This is a genomic window from Lacinutrix venerupis (assembly GCF_001971745.1).
Taxonomy (GTDB): Bacteria; Bacteroidota; Bacteroidia; order Flavobacteriales; family Flavobacteriaceae; genus Lacinutrix; species Lacinutrix venerupis.
Genome location: NZ_CP019352.1, coordinates 2,259,556 through 2,276,149 on the forward strand (window position 1 = coordinate 2,259,556; position 16,594 = coordinate 2,276,149).

Genomic DNA, 16,594 nt, shown 5'->3' on the forward strand with positions numbered 1-16,594 from the left:
ATTAGTTAGCAAAAGCTTCCCACTCCTTAAACTTATCTTCTCCCATAACACGTTCCATTTTAACCTGTCCGCCTTTTTTCTTGTTGGCACCACTCCAGTCTGCAAAAACTTCTGGTTTTACAACACTTACCTTTACGCCTTCTAAAGCTTTACTTCTTGCTACCTTATAATTTTTATTTGCGGTTTTTAAGTATCCATCTAAAGCTTCAACTATTTTAGTGTTATCTTCATTTAAGTTTTCTGAACCTAAATACCAACTGTGATAAAAACCGTCATCAAAACGTTTTGCGCAAAGTGTATATTCTGGAATTGTAGTATTAAATTCTTCTTCAAGATATCTAATAGCATCATCAAGTTTGTTTACAGATAATTGTGAGCCAACAGTATTTAAAAAGAATTTTGTTCTACCAGTTATTTTAATTTCGGCTTTTTCTATATCTGTAAATTCTATTGTATCGCCTATTAAATAACGCCAAGCACCACTTACTGTACTTATTATTAAAACATAATCTTGCTCTAATTCTACATCTTTTAATGTTATACTAGGTGCATTATCTTTTAAAGAACCATCTTGATTTATGTATTCTGGCTTAAAAGGAACAAACTCAAAGTAAATACCGCCATTTGTTACTAATTGCATAGCTGTAGTTTCTGGTCTTGCTTGAAATGCTAAAAAACCTTCGGAAGCTAAGTAAGTATCTATAACCGTTACTGGTTTTCCTAATAAGGCATTAAAACTCTTTTTATACGGTCCAAACGCAACACCTCCAGAAGTATATACTTGTAGGTTTGGCCAAATATCGTGTATGTTTTCTAAATTGTGATAATCTATAACTTCTTTAAGCATAAGCTCCATCCACGATGGTATCCCGCTTAATGCTCCTATATCCCATTGTTTTGCGCGTTTTGCTATAGTTTCAACACGTTTATCCCAATCGTCTATTTTTGCAATATCTTCTCCTGGTTTATAAAAACCTTTAAACCACGATGGAATATTACTTGCCGTTATACCGCTTATTTCTCCTTCAAGATGATCATCTTTTTCTGCTAAATCTGTAGAACTACCTAACATCATAGCTTCTTTTGTAAAAAACTCTGCTGGTAAATCGAAATTACTTAACGCAGTAACTTGATCTATTCCTGCTTGCTTTATAGCGCTTAGCATCGCATCTGTTACTGGTATTTTTTTACTTGTTTTTCCTGTTGTACCAGAGCTTAAAGCAAAATAATTTGGTGTTCCAGGCCATGTAACATTCTCCTCACCATCATGTAACTTACTCCACCATTTTTTATTTATTTCATTATAATCATAATATGGAATGGTTTTAGAAAATGTTTCAGTTATATTTTCTGATTCTAATATATTTTGAAAATTATAATGTTCACCAAACTGAGTGTTTTTTGCAGTTTCTAATAAGCTTTTTAAAACTTTTTGTTGTGCTTCAACAGGATTTACCGAAGGTGTTAAAGCATCTTTTAAATTTATGGCTCCTTTAATTATGTTACCTATAATTTCCATTATTTACTATCTTTTAATCGTAGAACATAAAAATAGAAAGTAAACTGTTAAATCCTACACTAATTAGATTAACATTAACAATTAAATATTTTAAATTAAAGCATAAAAAAACACGATATTAATCGTGTTTTTTTATAGTTAAAATTTCTTGTTATCTAGAGTAATTAGGCGCTTCTTTTGTAATGGTTACATCGTGTGGATGACTTTCGTTAATTCCTGATGCTGTAATTTTTACAAATCTTCCTGTTTCTTTTAAAGTTTCAACGTCTTTAGCACCACAATAACCCATTCCAGCTCTTAAACCTCCAATAAATTGATGGATACTTTCGTACAACTCTCCTTTATATGGTACACGACCTACAATACCTTCTGGTACTAATTTTTTAATATCGTCTTCAACATCTTGGAAATAACGATCTTTACTTCCTTTTTTCATGGCTTCTACAGAACCCATACCACGGTAAGATTTAAACTTTCTTCCTTCGTAAATAATAGTTTCTCCTGGAGACTCTTTTGTTCCTGCTAATAGAGAACCTAACATTACAGTATCTGCTCCAGCTGCAATTGCTTTTGGTATATCTCCGGTATAACGTATTCCTCCATCTGCAATTACTGGCACTCCAGAACCTTTAATAGCATTTGCTACTTCTAAAACTGCAGAAAACTGAGGAAATCCAACTCCTGCCACAACTCGTGTTGTACAAATAGAACCTGGACCAATACCAACTTTTACAGCGTCTGCACCTGCTTCTACTAAATATTTAGCAGCTTCGGCTGTAGCTATATTTCCTACAACAACTTCTAATTTTGGAAATTTAGATTTTACTTCTTTTAAAACAGAAACCACACCTTTTGTATGTCCATGAGCTGTATCTATAATTATAGCATCTACGCCTGCATTTACTAAAGCTTCTGCTCTTTCTACAGCATCACCAGTTACACCAATTGCTGCAGCAACTCTTAATCTACCGTAAGTATCTTTATTTGCTATTGGCTTTTGGGTTACTTTAGTAATGTCTCTAAATGTAATTAATCCAACTAGCTTATCTTCCTTTACAATTAAAAGCTTTTCAATTTTATTTTCTTGAAGAATTTTTTCTGCATCTTTAAGGCTTGTACCTTCGGCAGCTGTAATAAGATTTTCGCTCGTCATTACCTCTACAATTGGTCTATTGTTTTGGTGTTCAAAACGTAAATCTCTATTGGTTACAATACCTTTTAAGTTTCCATCATTATCTACAATTGGAATTCCGCCAATACTATGCTCTCTCATAGCATTTTTAGCATCGGCCACAACAGCTGTTAATGGTAAAGTAACAGGATCTATAATCATACCACTTTCTGCACGTTTTACTTTACGAACCTTTGTTGCCTGCTGCTCAATCGTCATGTTTTTATGTAGCACACCTATTCCTCCTTCACGAGCCATAGCAATTGCCATTCTACTTTCTGTAACCGTATCCATAGCTGCAGAAACTATAGGAACGTTAATTGTAATGTTACGTGTAAATTTTGTTTGAATATTAACTTCTCGTGGAAGAACTTCAGAAAAAGCTGGAACTAATAGAACGTCGTCATAAGTTAAACCTTCGCCAACTATTTTGTTTTCGTGTGCTGTCATTGCAATTGGAATTTAATTGCAAACAAAGATAACTATTAAGCTTTAATAATCTAATAAAAAAAACAGTAAACTATTAAGCTTACTGTTTTATATAAAAAAAATTGTTTTTTTTAAGCTGTAGCATTTTGTGGTGCCCAATGTGAGCATAACATACCTGGTGTTGCTTTTTGTGGATTTGCACATGTTGGACCTTGGTATCTTGCACAAGTATCACAATTAGGATCGTTTTTTAAAGCTGCTTTCATTTCAAAACTATCACAGGTGTAACTTGTACTTACTTTAACACCATGAATTTTACAGTTTTCGTTTTCTAATAAATTATCACAATTAATACAACTATTTCCTATTCTTATAGACATAACTTTACTTTATTTATAATTAATAATACTTAAAGCTATGTAATAATGTGTTTAGAACAAATTTAAATAACTGTATTTCAACTATATGTATTTAGACTGTATTAAAATAAGGCTTAGTTTAATTATATTTTTATTTGAAGTGTAGTATAAAAATTACGGTTTGCAGATGGTATAATTCCTGGTCCAGGATAACCCGTCGCACGTCTTGTAAAATAAGCATTATCTAACACATTATTAACTCCTGCTTCTAACTTAAAACGCTTGTATTTGTAAGACATAGAAATATCTAAAACATCGTAACTTGGTATGGTACCAACAATACTATTTAGGTTATCGCCTCCTGGATCGTTACCAGCATCTGTAAATTGAGAAGACAAGTACGTATATTGAATGTTTGATAAAAAATTACCGTAACCAAACTGTAGTCCTGTTTTTATATTTACATCTGGAATAAACTCTACCTTATTTCCAACACGAACATCGCTACTTGTATTATCGAAATTTGTAGAGGTATATTCTGAAGTCACAAACGATGAGTTAATAAAGTAATTAGCGCTAAACTTATTATTTAAATTAAATAGTTTTTTAAGATTAAAATCTATTAAAGATTCTACTCCAAATATTCGAGCATCACCAACATTTACACGCAGTTTACCTACATTATTTACTGGCGGAATTGTTGCGTCTATTAAACCTATTCTATCATTATAAAACAAACCAAAAACATTTGCATCGTAAGAAACTAACTGGTTAATATTACCTCTAACTCCTAAATCTAAAGTAAAACCAGACTCGTCATCTAAATCTGGATCGACAGCATTAGACGGATTTACAATATTAATATCACCAAATGTTATCGAGCGGTAATTTTGTGAAGCATTCCCGTAGAACTCTAAAGCTTTTGAAGCCTTGTAGCTTAAGCCTAAACCTAAGAGTACAAAAGAGCGTTCGTTTTCAATATCTTGGAACTCTACTCCTGCATCTATTGGGTTTCCTGCACCATCAAAATTAAACGTTTGTCTAGAACCTATACTTTCGGTTTTAATAAACTCAAATCTTGCGCCTGGTGTAACAGAGAATTTATCTGTAACATAAAATATATTTTCGCCAAATACTGCAATATTTAAGTTTGGGTTATCGTATGCAGATTGTGTTGGGTAAAATGGGAACTCGTTTATTGCAGAATCAAAATTTGGGTCTGCACCATCGCTTCCTGGTCCTTGAGAATAGCTATTATCTGCTTTATAAAACTTACCTCCAATTAAAAATGTAGCGTCTTTATTAAACACATTATACTTAGAAAGTAATCGTGTTTCAAAACCATAGTTATTAAAATCACTACTTATTAAATCTCTTGCTCCTCCAGGATCTTCTATATCTGTGCGTCTGTTTCTAAACCCTAAAGCTGTTCTATTAGCATCAAGACCAAAAGCATTAAATGTAAAGTTTGTATTCTCTGAAAATTTATGAGATAATTTTAAATTATATAATAACCAATCTACTTGAAACCAATTTCGTGCTCTGTTACTTTGGTATGGATCTTCTTCAAACTGGCTATCGTTTAAACCACCGGCTTGCTTTGCTAAATATCTTAAGTAAGTAACTTCTCCTGTTAATTTTGTACGTTCATTAAATTGATAACCTATATGTGCAAATGCATTTTTAGATTCAAAGTTTGAGTTATCTCTAAAACCATCTCCTTTTTTATAATTAAAAAATGAATAGTAACTCAATTTATCTTTAGTACCACTAACGCTTGTAAAATTGGTATATAAACCATTACTACCAATGGTGTTTCTTGTAATTAACTCAAAAGGTTTTGTTGGGTTAGGTTCTTTCATTTTAAAATTAACCAAACCACCAAACTGCGTTCCATATTGTAAAGATGCAGCACCACGAATAATTTGCACTTCTTTTAAACCTTCGGCAGCTGGCGTATAATAACTCTCAGGATAACCTAAAACATCTGCACTAATATCGTAACCATTTTGTCTGGTATTAAAACTTGCTGTACGGTTTGGATCTAAACCACGACCACCAATATTTAGCTGTAAACCTGCATCGTCGTTTTGATAAATGTTTAAACCAGAAACTTGACTATAAATTTGTCTTGCATTGTTAGACGCTAAACTTGCCATAGATTGTTCTACTAAAACAACTTCGGTTTTTTTACCTGCATATATTGCTGTTCCCTCAACATCTTTTAAGCGTTTTAGAGCAAACACTTTTGCTTCTCTAGAAGATATTTCGACTTCAGATAGTGTTTCGGCTAAAGGCACTAACTTAACGTCAATGGTACTGTTACCTGTTACTGCTTGCTCTACAACCTCGTAATTGTAAGAGAAAAATACAACGGTAATATTTTGCTTTTCGGTTTCAAATTCAAAAAAACCAGAAGTATTTGTTGTCGTTAACAATCCTGCATCTTTATCGTAAACCTCAACGTTTACAATAGGTTGGTTGCTAGAACCATCTGTAATGGTTCCTGAAATTTTGTTTTGAGCAATGGCTATACTTGCTATTAAAAAACAAATGAAAAATAATTTATAATCCTTTAATGTCATCGTTAAATGGTAAAATCCAAGCTTTGGGTTTAAATGTTTCTTTTTCGGCGTACAAATTTACGGTTTCATCTACAAACGGCGCACTTAATCTTCCGTTTAATGCGACATAACTTTTTGCATATACTTCTACGTGTTCATGACCTTGTTTTTTAAAATGGTCGCCAAGAAAATGTGCATATTCTAAAATAAAATCTGGCTGAAAACTCATTTGCTTTTCTTGTAAAGGCGTTAAAAAGTCGTCATTCTGAACATAAAAAAACGCTTTCGTTTTTCCGTTTACAATTTTAAATGTGGTGCTTCCCGTTTTCTCCATTAGCATCACGCGCCATGAAAACCTATAACCTTCTTCAGTCCAAAATAATTCGCCTGGATATAGCAAATAGCGAAAAGGAATGAGTAATTGCAAAACAAAAAACAGAGTAATAACTGGTAACACTAATGTTTTTCTTTTTACTATAAACACTTCTTTTATTTGTATCGCTTTCGCGGAAGGAATTCGTAATCCTTTTTTAATAACGCTTATTATTTTATTATGAAAGTTAGCATCAAAGAAAATGAGCGCACTAACAATCATGACATACGGAAACATCCCGATTGGGAATAATACTCTTGTAAATACATGAAATATAACAACCAATACAAAAGCGAAACCGCGTGTTTTTTTATAAAGCAGTAAAAACGGAATGCATAAATCGTACAACATACCAGACCAACTCATAGCAAAGTGAAACCAATTTTGGTGCATTAAACTTTCGCCTATAAACGGAATATCATACTTAGATGGTAACCATGTTTTTAATGGTTGTGCTTTTAATAACCAATCGCTATTAATTTTAGCTAATCCAGCGTAAAAATAGACAATACCTAATAGCAGTTTAACACTATCTATTGTCCATCGTGGTATGTTTTTATATTGAATTTTATTACTGTAAGCATCTACAGAAAAGTATGCATTTGCTGGTAAAAAAATCATGAGGAAGCTTAAAACGCTTATAAAATAGTAATGGTTTAAATACGTAGTTTTTTCCATTAACTCTATATAAGTAAAGCTTAAAAAGAAGGCAATAATAGCTAGTCTATATTTAAAACCAAGCGCCACTAAAAGCGAAGCGATGCCGCAGATAATAAATAAAACATAGGTATAATTACCTAACGTTTTTACCCACTCGAAACCGTAGTATTTAAAATGAAATTGCGGTTGTATGTAAACAGTTTCTATCCAACCTTTTGCCCAATAACGAATAATACTGTACAACATCATTAAACCAAAACCTATACGAAATACAGCTAAAGGTGCGGCATTTGTAGTTGCGTTTAGGTATGAATTAATTTTGCTATTCATAATGCAAAAAAAAGGTTGCCCGTTTAAATAGACAACCTTTTTATTAAATTTATTTTAATGTTAATCACCATCATTATCTTCAAATGCAATAGATATATTAAAAACTGAAATCATATCAGATTTTAGTGATACTACAGCTAGTTGTATAGCATCGTAAGCTTCAGTCATTTTTGTATTATCTGTTTCTATTTGAGATTTAAAGTTTGTGTTTAATGCTTCAATTTTAGTTCTTGCTGCATCAAAACGGTTGTTTATAACTTCGGCTAAATCATTTCTATCTAAAGCTATTAAATAGTTTTTATAGCTTTCTCCTTCAGCATCGCTATTAATTGCTTTACCATTAAAAACATCTTGCACTGAATTTAGTGCTTCTAATAATAATGTTTTAGAGTCTTCTTCTTTATATAAAGCTTCTACTTTAGATGGTAATGCCGTGCTAGAAAAAACACCAGCTGGAATACCTACCTTATCTGCTCTAAGGCGTTTTTCGTAATAAAAAATATAAGCGTTTAAGGTTTGGTTTACTGCTCCAGAGGCTACGTTAGCTGTGTTTGTAATGTAATTATCTCTGTAACCCGAAGTCCAATCTGTTAAAACAGTATTGGTTAGTGTTTGCATTCTATCTATTAAATCTGAAAGGTAAGTACTATAATTAGTATTAGATAAAGTCGTTAAAATAGCTGCATCGTTATCTGCAACACCATATAACATATAATCTACTGCAGGAAAACCAACAGCATCGTTATTATTTACGCTTGATAAATCGTAGTTACCATTGGCGATATTGTTTTCAATATCTGTAGTATTGGTTGGGTAGATATTCATTTGTTCTTCAAACAAAATCTCTTCTGCTTTACCAATTTGAAACATTTGTACCGCTTGAAACGATTGGTATGCATTAAACCAATTGGTTCTTAAAGCTTCTAAGTTTGTTTGGTTTACATTAGCTACAAATACATTTTTAGAATCTACTAAAGTACTTAACTCTGCACTTAAATTTTGATAGCCAGGAATAATAATGTTATCGGCAATGTTTGTAAGCATTGCTGTTCTATTGTAAGTGTCATTGGTAACGCTTCCTGAGTTAGAATCGTCTGAACTTGAACAAGCAAAAATTGCTGCTGCTATTAGTACTACTATTAATATTCTTTTAAACATATTATTCTTTTATTTAATTTGCAAAAATAATAAATAGCAGCTTCCTAAAAAAGGAGGCCACTATTTAAAAAACTAACCTTCAAAAATTAACTTCCTGCTTGTTCAGTTGTAAAACTAAACTCTGCTGAAATGGCATTAGATATAGTATCTAAAGTTTCTGCTGTAACATCCCAAAAACCATTACCACTCATTAATGTTGTTGTAAAAGCATCAACTTCTGCTTTTGTAAAATATGGTTCGTTTGTACCTGGCTTTCTTGTAAATTGTAAGCTATATACAAACCCGTATCCTTCTGATAAATCATGAAAAGCAGAAGCCCAATCTGAACCTAAACCTGTTTTTCCTTGTTGTAAATAATATACTGCTCTAACACCTATTACTTGAGATATTTTCTCTCTAATTATCTGTGCTTGTGCATCACGTACATCGTAATTTTTAGCAACAATTGCAGCACGACCTAATTTAAATGCATTGTAAACATCCATTGCTATACCTGCAAAATCGTCGTCTCCTTCTACTCTAGATAAGTATTTGTTTAAAAAATTATCTCCTTCTAAAGTTGGTACTGATGGATTTGCTTCGTTACCATATAAATAACCGTAAGCTTCATCCCATTTGTGCTCCATTGTTGTGTAGTTGTTATCACCATCTAACACACCGGCATCATTATTTGCTCTATTATCTCCGGCGTCTAAAACTGCCGCACCTAAGTAGTTATTTAACATTTGGTCTACCATTAAACCACCTATTAAACCTTTTGCAAACGCTTGATTGTTTTCTAATCCTTTTGTGTTTACATAACGTGTAGAACCACCACCAGCTTCTTGAATTTGTCCTGCATTACCTGCTGATGCTGTATTATCCCAATTTGGAAATACGACATTTACTTGGTTTTCTATTAAAGCATCAAATTCTGCTTTTATTGCTGTTGCATCTGTTGTATTAGCCGAAAAGAAATCTGTTGAGGCTGCTGTTTTACTTCTTACACTTTTATCTGATGCATTTAAAGCGGCATCACTAAAATCGTTTGCGCCTTCTTGGTGTGCAAACATATTATCTAAAATGGTTTCTGTATTTGCTGTATTTGATAGACCAGACACAATTTCGTCTGCCATTAATATACGTGTTGTTTGACCGCTAAAGCTTACAGATGTATTTCCGTTTCTTTCAAACACATAAGTATCTGGAGCTGTTACGTTGTTTGTTTCAATTACAACTGCTGCATCATCATCACTTGAACATGATGAAAGTGATATTGTTGCTAAAGCTGCTAAACCTAATACTAGTTTATTCATTTTTGATAAAATTATTTTATTTATTATTATTTAGACTAATTACAAATAGATATGTAATCAGTTTGCAAAAATAAAACTGAAAAGTAGTTTATGCAAGTTTATTTAGATTAAATTTAAATAAAGAATAAAATTTAAAAATAAAACATTAATAATCAACAACATAAAGTCAATTATGATTAAAAAAATATTTTTTTAAGGATAGTATTAATGGTATTTTGAGAAGATTTTAGTGGCTTCGTTATAACTACTTTCAAAAGACATCGCATTTAAATTGTGTGCTTTTTTTGTTGTTAGGTACGATAGTACTTTTTCGGTTGGCATATTTCCTGTTAAATCGTCTTTAGCCATTGGGCAACCACCAAAACCTTGAATAGCACCATCAAAACGACGACAACCTGCTTTATAAGCTGCGTCTACTTTTTCAAACCAAGTTGTTGGTGTTGTGTGTAAATGCGCACCAAACTCGATGTCTTTATATTGTGGTATTAAATTAGAAAACAAATAATCTATATTTTCTGGATTAGAAGTACCAACAGTATCGCTAAGTGAAAGTATTTTAACACCCATTTTACTTAAACGCTCTGTCCACTCGCCTACTATTTCTACACTCCAAGGATCGCCATAAGGATTTCCAAAACCCATAGATATGTATACAACAACTTCTTTATTGGCTTGGTCTGCTCTATTAAGTATCTCTTGCAATGTTACAACAGATTGTGCAATGGTTTTATGCGTATTACGCATTTGAAAATTCTCTGAAATAGAAAACGGATAACCCAAATAATCTATTTCTGGATGTTTACAAGCATCGTCTGCACCACGAGTATTAGCTATTATTGATAGTAATTTACTTGTTGTTTTGCTTAAATCTAACTGCGCTAAAACTTGGGCAGTATCTACCATTTGCGGTATTGCTTTTGGTGATACAAAACTTCCAAAATCGATAGTATCAAAACCAACACGAAGTAAAGATTGTATGTATTGTACTTTCTTTTCGGTTGGAATAAAATCTTTAATGCCTTGCATGGCATCTCTTGGACATTCTATAACTTTTACTTGGTGCTTCATAATTAACTTCAAAGATAATAAAGTTAGTTAGTTACTAAAACGTTTTCTTAAATTAAGGTAATACTATTGGACCTAAAAAATTATTCCAAAAAACAAAACCAGAAATACCACCCAAAAAACCAGAAACAATAAATGAAAATCTGTAAGCTTTAGGCACTACATTAAATAAGATATAATACATTACACAAGCTCCAATTAATGCTGTAATTATAGGAATCACCCATTGATTTAATTCTAAATATCTAGAGATTTCAAATTCATCGCCTGTAAAAAAACGTTCTTTATTTATAAATTTCGATACTAAAGCACCAAATGTATTATAGACTTCTCGAGAAATGAAACATGCTAGTAATATTGCTAACCAATCTAAAAATTTTAATTTATGTTTAGTTGATGTTTTTCTATAAAAAAGTATGCATAATCCAATTAGTGACGTTAAAATTGTTTGCAATGGGCCACCTAATGCAATCCAAAATATATGTTTAAAATTAAGCTTGTATTTTTTCTCCAACGAATGCTTTAATGTATTAAAACGTTTTTTTTCTTTAAATGGTAGATTATTATTTATTTCATGATGGTATAAATCTACAATGCTAAAAATCTCTTTAACTTCGGCATCTTCATAATACCCTTTTTCTTTATAACTCATAGAACTATAACTTAAATGAGTGTTATAGCCCAAAAATTTGGCAACTAAAACATGACCATATTCATGAGACAAAGTTCCTATTATAGTAAAGGCTATAAATACTAAAAATATAATTATAGAAAATCTAAGTTTGAATTTAAACATCCATACTAAGATAATTTATTTTTCTGAGAAGAATATAAAAATTGCAATACCAACAAACACAACTATTTGTAACCATTTTAAAAATAAACCTATATTTTTATGTGATTTTAAATAAGTAGAAATAGAACCTGCTAAAATGGCGACTAAAGAGAATAGTATAAATGACGTTGCCATAAACAGCAAACCTAAAATATAAAACTGTTTTACAGAACTTAATGTTTCTGAAAATAAAAAACCTGGAAAAAAAGCTAAAAAGAAAATAGAAACTTTTGGGTTTAACACATTCATTATCACACCTTGCTTAAATAATTGCCACATGCTTTTTTTAGGAACTGCAGTATCATTTAATTCTACTTTTGCATCACTTTTATATACTTTAAAAGCTAAATACAAAAGGTAAGCCGCACCTAAACATTTTATTATAAAAAATAACAAATCATTTTCTTTTATAATAGCCGATACGCCAAAGGCTACTAAAGTAGTATGCACTAAACAACCTGAAATTAAACCACAAACCGTTGCCAAACCATACTTTGTACCGTTTACAATGCTTTGCATTAACACGTATATATTATCTGGACCTGGAGATATAGCTAAAGCCGAAGTTGCAACTACAAATGCTAAAAGTGTTTCTATATTCAATTTAACACCTCTTTAAAATAGCTTTATTAATTTGTTTTACAAGCGATGGACCTTCGTAAATAAAACCAGTATATATTTGCACTAAGTCTGCTCCTGCTTCAATTTTCTCTAAAGTATCTTTTGCAGAGTGTATGCCTCCAACACCAATTATAGGGAATGCTTTGTTACTTTTTTTAGATAGGTATTTAATAACCTGCGTAGATTTTTCTTTTACTGGTTGCCCACTTAAACCGCCATTTCCTATTTCGGCCAATCTTTCATCTGTAGCTTTTAAACCTGTTCTATCGGTAGATGTATTACTTGCGATTACACCATCTAAACTGGTTTCTTGTACTAACTCTATAATTTCATCTAACTGCCCATTATTTAAATCTGGAGCAATTTTTAATACAATTGGTTTTTGTACTTTAAAAGTGTTATTCGCTTTTTGTACAGCGCCAATAAGCTCTAATAAATAGTCTTTATCATTTAATTTTGCATGACTGCCAACATTTGGGCAACTTACATTGAGTACAAAATAATCTACATAAGGATGTAAAGCATTAAAACATTCTAGATAATCTTTAGTATAATCTTCTGGTTTGGTTTGTGTGTTTTTTCCAATATTTCCACCAATAATAAGTTTACCTTTATTCTTTTTTAATTGAGAGATAGCCGCATCAAGACCTTCGTTATTAAAACCCATTCTGTTTATAATGCCTTTATCGTCTTTTAACCTAAATAAACGCTTTTTTGGGTTTCCTGCTTGTGCCTTTGGTGTTACTGTACCTATTTCTATAAAACCAAAACCAAAGTTTGCTAGCTCATTATATAACACTGCATTTTTATCGAAACCTGCTGCTAAACCTACCGGATTTTTAAAAGTTAAACCAAAAAGTTTTCGTTCTAATTTGGCATTTTCAACCACATATAAACTTCTAAAAACCGAAGCCATTCCTGGTATCTTACAAGTAAATTTTATAAGTGAAAAAGTAAAGTGATGAATCTTTTCTGGATCAAAAAGAAAAAATAACGGGCGTAGTAGTGCTTTGTACATGTAGTAATGTTTGCACAAAAGTAATTCTTATTAAAAAAATGAGCAATGTAAAAGCTTAAAAAAACTTAATAATTGTATTTTTACGTCATTAAATTATTAGTTAACCTTTAAATAGATTCCTGTGTTTGCAGGAAATTAATATGATTTCAAAACAAGATATAATAAAACGCTTTGTAGGTTATGTAACTGTAGATACAGAGTCTGACCCAGAAAGCGACACAACACCAAGTACAGCAAAACAATGGGATTTAGCAAATGCTTTAGTAGATGAGCTTAAAGCCATTGGAATGAGCGATGTTACTATAGACGATAATGCGTACATAATGGCAACGTTGCCTAGTAATGTAGAGCACGATGTACCAACAATTGGGTTTATTTCGCATTTTGATACCACTCCAGATTTTACTGGTGCTAACGTAAAACCTCAAATTATTGAAAATTACGATGGTAAAGATATTATGCTTAATCAAGCTGAAAATATTGTACTATCTCCAGATTATTTTGAAGATTTACTACTTTATAAAGGTCAGACCTTAATTACTACAGATGGCACAACACTTTTAGGTGCAGATGATAAAGCAGGAATTACAGAAATTGTTTCGGCTATGGAGTATTTAATTGCCAATCCACAAATTAAACATGGTACTATAAAAGTTGGTTTTACTCCAGACGAAGAAATTGGTCGTGGTGCGCATAAATTTGATGTAGAAAAATTTGGTGCAGATTGGGCTTATACTATGGATGGTAGCCAAATTGGTGAATTAGAATACGAGAATTTTAATGCTGCTGGCGCAAAAGTTCGTGTAAAAGGAAAAATTGTACATCCTGGTTATGCAAAAGGTAAAATGGTAAACTCTATGTACATTGCTACTGAGTTTATAAACTCGTTACCTCGTATGGAAACTCCCGAACATACTGAAGGTTACGAAGGATTTTTTCATCTATATTCTATTAAAGGAGAAGTTGAAGATACCGTGATGCAATATATAATTCGTGATCATGATCGTGAACATTTTGAAGCACGTAAAGAAGTCATGCAAAAAATCACGAACGAGATAAATAGCCAATACGGAAAAGAAGTTATTGAGATTGAAATTAAAGATCAATACTTCAATATGAAAGAAAAAGTAGAACCTGTAATGCATATTGTAGATATTGCAGAAGAAGCAATGAAACAATTAGACATAAAACCATTAATTAAAGCCATTCGTGGCGGTACAGATGGTTCTCAATTAAGTTATATGGGCTTACCTTGCCCTAATATTTTTGCTGGCGGACACAATTTTCATGGTCGTTATGAGTACGTTCCAGTAGAAAGTATGATAAAAGCAACAGAGGTTATTTGTAAAATTTGTGAGATTACAGCAGAGAAAAACAAATAAGAACCAATAAAATTCTAATATAAATTAAACCCATAAGGCCATGTCTTATGGGTTTAACTTTTTACAGAATATTCATCTAAAATTACAGAGGATTTAAAATTTATCCATACCGGTTTTATATGACTTTAGAATTAAAAATTATCTATGTAAAAAGCATAATACGAAACAATTACTTCTTATTAATTATTAGAGCTCCCTTATTTAGTAATTTAATACACCTCTAATAAAAATTTAACTAAATATATTTTTCTAACAAATCTATTAATCGTAATATTGCAATGAATAAATTAATTTAAACTATGGGATTAGTAAAATCAGAAATGTTTACAGACCAACAAAACGAGATTGCTCTTTATGCAAAAGTTTTTGGTCATCCAGCAAGAGTATCTATTTTACAACATTTATTTAAAAGAGACACATGCGTGTGTGGAGACTTAGTTAACGAGATTGGTTTAGCGCAACCCACAATATCACAACACTTAAAAGAATTAAAACAATTAGGATTAATTAAAGGAAACGTTGAAGGTACAAGTGTTTGCTATTGTATAGACACAGAAAATTGGACAAAAATGAAACAGGTTATGAATCAATTTTTAGATCAAGACCTAACTAAAAAGGGAGATTGCTGTTAAAAAAATTTAAACACATCAATCGTATAATTGCAATAAACAAATAAATAAAATATTATGAAATTATCAGAAGTTAAAAACAGATTAAATGAATTAGAAACTATTTCTTTTCAATTACCAAATGGAGAGTTAGTACCAAACCATTTTCATGTTACCGAAGTTGGTAAAATATCTAAACACTTTATAGACTGTGGTGGTACAGTGCGACATGAGGATGTTGTAAATTTTCAATTATGGAATGCTAACGATTACGACCATAGATTACATCCAGAAAAACTTTTAAATATTATAGAATTATCTGAAAAAGTTTTAGGTATAGAGGATTTAGAAATTGAAGTAGAATACCAAGGTGATACTATTGGAAAATTTGGTCTTGATTTCGATGGTAAACATTTTTTATTAACCAATAAACAAACAGATTGTTTAGCTAAAGACCAATGCGGGATTCCACAAGAAAAAACAAAATTAAAATTCTCTGAAATACAATCTGGAAATTCTTGCGCTCCAGGAAGTGGATGTTGTTAATTAAAAATTAATTATAAAATTACAAAAAATGATTACTACACAATCTACTCTATTTTCAGAAATAGACACTACAATTAAAACCTTAAAACCTGAAACAATTTCAGAAGAACGTAAAACGGTTTTAAATCCGTTAGCGGAATATATTCAAACCAAAGTTGAAAATAAACAAGATATTCGTATCAATTTTATTTGTACTCATAACTCACGAAGAAGTCATTTATCGCAAGTATGGGCGCAAGCAATGGCACAGTATTTTAATATAGATAATGTGTTTTGTTATTCTGGCGGAACAGAAGCTACAGCAATGTTTCCAATGGCAGCAAAAGCATTACAAAATTCGGGTTTTAAAATTAATACACTTTCTGAAGGTAAAAATCCTATTTACAGTATTAAATATGCTACAAACGAGCATCCTATTATAGGCTTTTCCAAAACTTTTGGAGACGATTTTAATCCTAAATCTGAATTTGCAGCAATAATGACTTGTTCGCAAGCAGATGGTGCATGTCCTTTTATTCCTGGCGCAGAAAAACGTATACCAATTACTTTTCAAGACCCAAAAGCTTTCGATAATACACCACAACAAGAGGAAAAGTACAACGAAAGAAGCATACAAATTGCAACCGAATTATTTTACATATTCTCTCAAATTAAAGCATAA

The 16,594-nt window shown here is 31.6% G+C and carries 15 protein-coding genes; 4 read left to right on the forward strand and 11 right to left on the reverse strand.

The annotated features are described in order from the left end of the window. Position 1 precedes the first annotated feature (1 nt). From BWR22_RS10250 to BWR22_RS10300, 11 genes are all read right to left on the reverse strand, one after another. Entirely contained in the window at positions 2-1,519 is a 1,518-nt protein-coding gene (locus BWR22_RS10250; protein WP_076733583.1) for a GH3 family domain-containing protein, read from the reverse strand. Between the two features lie 151 nt (positions 1,520-1,670). After that, positions 1,671-3,140 carry an IMP dehydrogenase gene (gene guaB, locus BWR22_RS10255; RefSeq protein ID WP_076733584.1) on the reverse strand — a complete coding sequence of 490 codons (1,470 nt, stop codon included), beginning with the start codon at positions 3,138-3,140 and terminating at the stop codon, positions 1,671-1,673. A 110-nt stretch (positions 3,141-3,250) separates the two neighbouring features. Beyond that, positions 3,251-3,499 (reverse strand): hypothetical protein, encoded by a 249-nt coding sequence (locus tag BWR22_RS10260; RefSeq protein ID WP_076733585.1) that lies wholly within the window; start codon positions 3,497-3,499, stop codon positions 3,251-3,253. Positions 3,500-3,621: 122 nt separating this feature from the next. Beyond that, on the reverse strand, positions 3,622-6,063 hold the full coding sequence (locus BWR22_RS10265) for a TonB-dependent receptor domain-containing protein (protein WP_198033373.1): 2,442 nt from the start codon (positions 6,061-6,063) through the stop codon (positions 3,622-3,624). Beyond that, positions 6,044-7,405, reverse strand: coding sequence for an HTTM domain-containing protein (locus tag BWR22_RS10270; protein ID WP_076733586.1), 1,362 nt, complete (start codon positions 7,403-7,405; stop codon positions 6,044-6,046). The genes BWR22_RS10265 and BWR22_RS10270 overlap by 20 nt, the downstream gene beginning before the upstream one ends. Before the next feature lie 60 nt (positions 7,406-7,465). Then, on the reverse strand, positions 7,466-8,563 hold the full coding sequence (locus tag BWR22_RS10275; RefSeq protein WP_076733587.1) for an imelysin family protein: 1,098 nt from the start codon (positions 8,561-8,563) through the stop codon (positions 7,466-7,468). Between the two features lie 86 nt (positions 8,564-8,649). Next, positions 8,650-9,858, reverse strand: coding sequence for a DUF4856 domain-containing protein (locus BWR22_RS10280; protein WP_076733588.1), 1,209 nt, complete (start codon positions 9,856-9,858; stop codon positions 8,650-8,652). Positions 9,859-10,062: 204 nt separating this feature from the next. Next, positions 10,063-10,926 carry a hydroxymethylglutaryl-CoA lyase gene (locus BWR22_RS10285; protein ID WP_076733589.1) on the reverse strand — a complete coding sequence of 288 codons (864 nt, stop codon included), beginning with the start codon at positions 10,924-10,926 and terminating at the stop codon, positions 10,063-10,065. 52 nt (positions 10,927-10,978) lie between these two features. Beyond that, complete coding sequence (locus BWR22_RS10290) at positions 10,979-11,719, reverse strand: hypothetical protein (RefSeq protein ID WP_076733590.1); 741 nt, start codon at positions 11,717-11,719, stop codon at positions 10,979-10,981. Positions 11,720-11,734: 15 nt separating this feature from the next. Next, positions 11,735-12,361, reverse strand: a complete 627-nt coding sequence (locus tag BWR22_RS10295; RefSeq protein WP_076733591.1) for a LysE family translocator — start codon at positions 12,359-12,361, stop codon at positions 11,735-11,737. A gap of 1 nt (position 12,362) precedes the next feature. Next, positions 12,363-13,397: a quinone-dependent dihydroorotate dehydrogenase gene (locus BWR22_RS10300; protein WP_076733592.1), complete on the reverse strand. Its 1,035-nt coding sequence runs from the start codon at positions 13,395-13,397 to the stop codon at positions 12,363-12,365. Between the two features lie 140 nt (positions 13,398-13,537). Between BWR22_RS10300 and pepT the strand changes: the two genes are divergently transcribed. The 4 genes from pepT (at position 13,538) to BWR22_RS10320 (ending at position 16,594) form a co-directional block, all read left to right on the forward strand. Continuing rightward, positions 13,538-14,779 carry a peptidase T gene (gene pepT, locus BWR22_RS10305; RefSeq protein ID WP_076733593.1) on the forward strand — a complete coding sequence of 414 codons (1,242 nt, stop codon included), beginning with the start codon at positions 13,538-13,540 and terminating at the stop codon, positions 14,777-14,779. A 299-nt stretch (positions 14,780-15,078) separates the two neighbouring features. Further along, a complete protein-coding gene (locus BWR22_RS10310) occupies positions 15,079-15,411 on the forward strand; it encodes an ArsR/SmtB family transcription factor (RefSeq protein ID WP_076733594.1) in 333 nt (110 codons plus the stop codon). Between the two features lie 54 nt (positions 15,412-15,465). Beyond that, positions 15,466-15,933: a DUF6428 family protein gene (locus tag BWR22_RS10315; protein WP_076733595.1), complete on the forward strand. Its 468-nt coding sequence runs from the start codon at positions 15,466-15,468 to the stop codon at positions 15,931-15,933. 28 nt (positions 15,934-15,961) lie between these two features. After that, positions 15,962-16,594, forward strand: coding sequence for an arsenate-mycothiol transferase ArsC (locus tag BWR22_RS10320; RefSeq protein WP_076733596.1), 633 nt, complete (start codon positions 15,962-15,964; stop codon positions 16,592-16,594).